Origin of the sequence: Corallococcus sp. Z5C101001 (assembly GCF_007352635.1) — a bacterium.
GTDB lineage: Bacteria > Myxococcota > Myxococcia > Myxococcales > Myxococcaceae > Corallococcus > Corallococcus silvisoli.
This window is the reverse complement of sequence record NZ_VKLU01000037.1, coordinates 1-4,850: the sequence shown is the minus strand read 5'-3', so window position 1 is coordinate 4,850 and position 4,850 is coordinate 1. Positions and strand designations below refer to the sequence as shown.

Annotated in this window: 1 protein-coding gene; it reads left to right on the top strand. The window is 70.7% G+C overall.

Features of this window, described 5'->3' with window-relative positions:
* Positions 1-4,850 (top strand): non-ribosomal peptide synthetase (locus tag FOF48_RS36065; protein ID WP_143909532.1); only part of this gene is annotated, 4,850 nt, incomplete at both ends.

Below are 4,850 nucleotides of genomic sequence, written 5' to 3'. Positions count from 1 at the left end.
GAGGTGGGAGGAGACAAGCGGCTGGTGGCGTACCTCGTGGCGAAGCCGGGGAGGAGGCTGGACGCGAGGGAGGTGGAATCGGCGCTGCGCAAGGAGCTGCCGGAGTACATGGTGCCGTCGGCCATCTGCGTCCTGGACGCACTGCCGCTCAGCGCGAACGGCAAGCTCGACCGCAAGGCATTGCCTGCGCCCGAGGTGCTTCGCTCGGAGCGTGGGTACGAAGCCCCTCGCACGGAGACGGAAGCGAAGCTGGCGGGCATCTGGTCCGAAGTGCTGCACGTCCCTCGGGTGGGCGTGAAGGATGACTTCTTCGCGCTGGGTGGGCACTCGCTGCTGGCGACCCAGGTGGCATCGCGGATCCGCGCGGAGCTGGGCGCGGAGCTGCCGCTGCGCGCGCTGTTCGAAGCACCCACTGTGGAGGCCCTGGCCCAGCAGGTGGAGAAGGCGGGCCGGGCCCATGCTTCGACGCTGGCGCACGTGGCCGTGGACGCGGCGCCGCCGCTGTCGTTCGCGCAGCAGCGGCTGTGGTTCATCGATCAGTTGGACCCGGGCACGGCGCTCTACAACGTGCCCGTCGCGGTGCGGCTGGAGGGCGCGCTGGACGTGGACGCCCTGGAGCGGTCGCTGCACGAAGTCGTGCGCCGGCACGAGTCCCTGCGCACCACGTTCGCGGAGCAGGATGGCCAGGCCATCCAGGTGATCCATTCGTCCCTGCCCCCGGTGCTGGAGCGGGTGGAGCTGCGGACCTTCGAGGAAGCCGACCGCGAGGCGGAGACCCGCCGGCAGGTCGAGCAGGAGATGATGCGTCCCTTCGACCTGGGGCGTGGGCCGTTGCTCCGCACGCGGCTGTTCGCGCTCGGGGCGCGCGAGCATGTCCTCGTGGTGACGATGCACCACATCGTGTCGGACGGCTGGTCGCTGGGCGTGCTGGTGCGCGAGGTGGGCGCGCTGTACGCGGCCTTCTCCCTGGGCCGCCCGTCGCCCCTGCCGGAGTTGCCGGTGCAGTACTCGCGCTACGCCGCATGGCAGCGCGGCTGGCTCCAGGGAGACGCGCTGGCGCGGCAGGTTGGCTACTGGAAACAGAAGCTCGCGGGGGCGCCGCCGGTGCTGGAGCTGCCCACGGACCGTGCGCGGCCAGCCGAGCGAGGCATCGCGGGGGCGGCGTACACCTTCACCCTTCCCCGCGCGCTCGGCGAGGGCCTCAAGGCCCTGGCTCAGCGTGAAGGGGCGTCGCTGTACATGGTGCTGCTCGCCAGCTGGCAGGTGCTGATGGCGCGCTACTCCGGGCAGACGGACATCAGCGTGGGTTCGCCCATCGCGGGCCGGACGCGCTCGGAGCTGGAAGGGCTCATTGGCTTCTTCGTCAACACGCTGGTGCTGCGCGCGAACGTCGAGGGCCGCCTGACCTTCCGCGAGCTGCTCGCGCAGGTGCGAGAGACGGTGCTGGATGCATACGAGCACCAGGAGGTGCCGTTCGAGAAGCTGGTGGAGGCCTTGCAGCCGGAGCGCAGCCTCAGCCACACGCCGCTCTTCCAGACGATGCTGTCCCTCCAGAACATGCCGATGGGAGAGCTGCGGCTGCCGGACCTGGCGCTCAAGCCGGTGGAAGCGGAGAGCCCCATCGCGAAGTTCGACCTCAGCGTGACGCTCATGGAGCTGCCGCGCGGGTTCACGGGCGTGCTGGAGTACAGCACGGAGCTGTTCGACGCGGGCACCGTCCAGCGGATGGTGTCGCACCTGCTCACGCTCCTCGAAGGAGCCGTGGAGCGCCCGGACACGCGTGTATCCCGTCTGCCCCTGCTGCCCGCCGCCGAGCGCGCGCAGGTGGTCTCCGCATGGAATGACACGGGCCGGGCCATCGCCTGGGACGGGTGCTTGCATGAGCGCGTGGAGACGCATGCGTCGCTCGCTCCGGACGCGCTCGCCGTGCTGGATGGCGAGCACCGCTTGGACTTCGCCCAGCTCAACGCGCGCGCCAACCAGCTCGCCCACTGGCTGCGCCAGCGCGGGGTGGGCCCGGAGGTGCGCGTGGCGCTCTTCCTGGAGCGCTCGGTGGAGATGATGGTCGCCACGCTGGGGGTGCTGAAGGCCGGCGGCGCCTACGTGCCGCTGGATCCCGCGTGGCCATCCGAACGGCTGGGCTGGCTGGCGAAGGACTGTGGCGCGCGCTGGGTGCTCACCCAGCAGCGGCTCGCCGCGCAGCTCCCGGAGGGACTGGAGGTCCTGTGCCTGGACGACGCGGGCCCCCATGAGGAGCTGGCGCGGCAGTCGCGGGAGAACCCGTCCCGCGTGAGCCTCCCGACGCATCTGGCGTACGTCATCTACACGTCGGGCAGCACCGGGCGTCCCAAGGGCGTCATGGTGCAGCACGCGTCGATGATGAACCTGCACGCCGCGCACCGGGCGACGACGTTCGCGGATATCTCCGCTCCGGTGCGGGTGAGCTTCAACGCGCCGCTGGCGTTCGACGCGTCGGTGCAGCAGTTGGTGCAGCTCGCGGACGGCCATGCGCTGTGCATCGTGCCGGCCGACGTGCGCGAGGACGTGGCCCGCACGGCGGCGTGGTTGGAGGCGCAGGAGGTGGACGTGCTCGACTGCACGCCAGCGCACCTGCGCCTGTTGCTGGACGAGGGGCTGGGGACGCGCCGGCCCATGCGCGTCCTCGTGGGCGGCGAGGCGGTGGACGACGCGCTGTGGGCACGGCTCGCGGCGCTCCCGAGCCTCAAGGCCTTCAACGTGTATGGCCCCACGGAGTGCACGGTGGACGTCACCGCGCGCCCCATCGTCGCGGACACGGTGAGGCCGGTGCTGGGCCGGCCCCTGGCAAACATGCAGTGCTATGTCCTGGACCCCGAACTGCAGCCGGTGCCGGTAGGCGTACCGGGTGAGCTGTTCGTGGGGGGAGCGGGGCTCGCGCGCGGCTACCTGGAGCGGCCAGAGCTGTCCGCGGAGCGCTTCATTCCGGATGGCATGGGCGCGCAGCCCGGCGGAAGGCTGTACCGCACGGGTGACCGGGTCCGATGGTTGGCCACCGGCGAACTGGAGTACCTGGGCCGCCTGGACTTCCAGGTGAAGGTGCGTGGCTTCCGCATCGAGCTGGGCGAAGTCGAAACCGCGCTCGCGCAGCAGCCGGGCGTGAGCGAAGCGGTGGTGCTGGTGCGCGGCGATGGCGCGAACAAGCGGCTCATCGGTTACGCGGTGGCGAAGGAGGGCCACTCGCTGGCGGTGGACACGCTCCGAGCGGGGCTGCGCCAGGGGATGCCCGAATACATGATCCCCGCGGCGCTGGTGCTGCTGGACGCGCTGCCGCTGAACGCGAACGGCAAGGTGGACCGCAGGGCGCTGCCGGAGCCGGAGGCCGCCCGGGCGGGAGACGCGTCGGTGGCCCCGCGCACCCGGATGGAGGCGAAGCTCGCGTCCGTCTGGGCGGAGGTGCTGCGAGTCCCGCGAGTGGGAGTGACGGACAACTTCTTCGCGCTGGGAGGGCATTCGCTGCTGGCGACACAAGTGGTGTCGCGCATCCGCACGTCGTTGGGCGTGGAGATGCCGCTGCGGCTGTTGTTCGAGGCGCCCACGGTGGAGGCGCTGGCGCTCCGGCTCTCGCGGCTGCAGCGCTCCGGAGTGCCCGTGTTGACCGCCGGCATCCGTCCGGCATCGCTACCGCTGTCGTTCGCGCAGCAGCGGCTGTGGTTCATCGATCAGCTGGACCCCGGCAGCTCGCTCTACAACGTGCCGGTGGCGGTGCGCCTGCGGGGCGAGTTGAACGCGGAGGCGTTGAAGCAGGCACTGCAGGAGGTCGTGCGCCGTCATGAAGCCCTGCGCACCACGTTCGAGGAGGAGTCGGGTCAGCCGGTCCAGCGCATCCACACGTCGGTGGAGGTGCCGCTGGCGACCGTGGACCTGGAGTCGTCCGGGGCGGAGCGGGAGGAGGAGGCGCGGCGCCAGACGCAGGTGGAGATGGCCCGGCCCTTCGACCTGACGCGGGGGCCGCTCCTGCGGGCCCTGCTGCTGCGCGTGGACGCGCGCGACCACGTGCTCGTCGTCACGATGCACCATGCCGTCTCCGACGGCTGGTCCGTGGGAGTCTTGCTCCGGGAGTTGGTCACGATGTACGGCGCGCTGGCACAGGGGCAGGAGTGGACCCTGCCTCCGTTGCCGGTGCAGTACGCGGACTACGCGGCATGGCAGCGTGGCTGGTTGCAGGGCGCGACGCTCCAGCGCGAGGTGGACCATTGGAAGCGGTCGCTCACGGGAGCGCCGCCCGTGCTGGAGCTGCCGACGGACCGTCCGCGTCCGGCGGTGCGCACGCAGTCGGGGACGACGCTGGGCTTCATGCTACCCCTGGAGCTGTCACAGGCGTTGATCGCGCTGGCCCAGCGGGAAGGCGCGTCGCTGTACATGGTGTTGCTGGCGGGGTGGCAGGTGTTGCTGTCGCGCTACTCGGGGCAGGGCGACATCAGCGTGGGTTCGCCCATCGCTGGCCGCACGAGAGCGGAGGTGGAAGGGCTCATCGGCTTCTTCGTCAACACGCTGGTGATGCGCGCGCAGGTGGAGGGCGAGAAGTCCTTCCAGGCGCTGCTCGCGCAGGTGCGCGAGACGGTGCTGGATGCGTACGAGCACCAGGAGGTGCCGTTCGAGAAGCTGGTGGAGGCGTTGCAGCCGGAGCGAAGCCTCAGCCACACGCCGCTGTTCCAGACGTTGCTGTCGCTGCAGAACGTGCCCCTCGGTGAGACGGCGTTGCCGGGATTGACGCTCTCTCCGGTGAACTTCGAGGGCCGGACGTCGAAGTTCGACGTGAGCGTGTTCTTCACGGAGACGGCGCAGGGGTTGAGCGGGGCGGTGGAGTACAG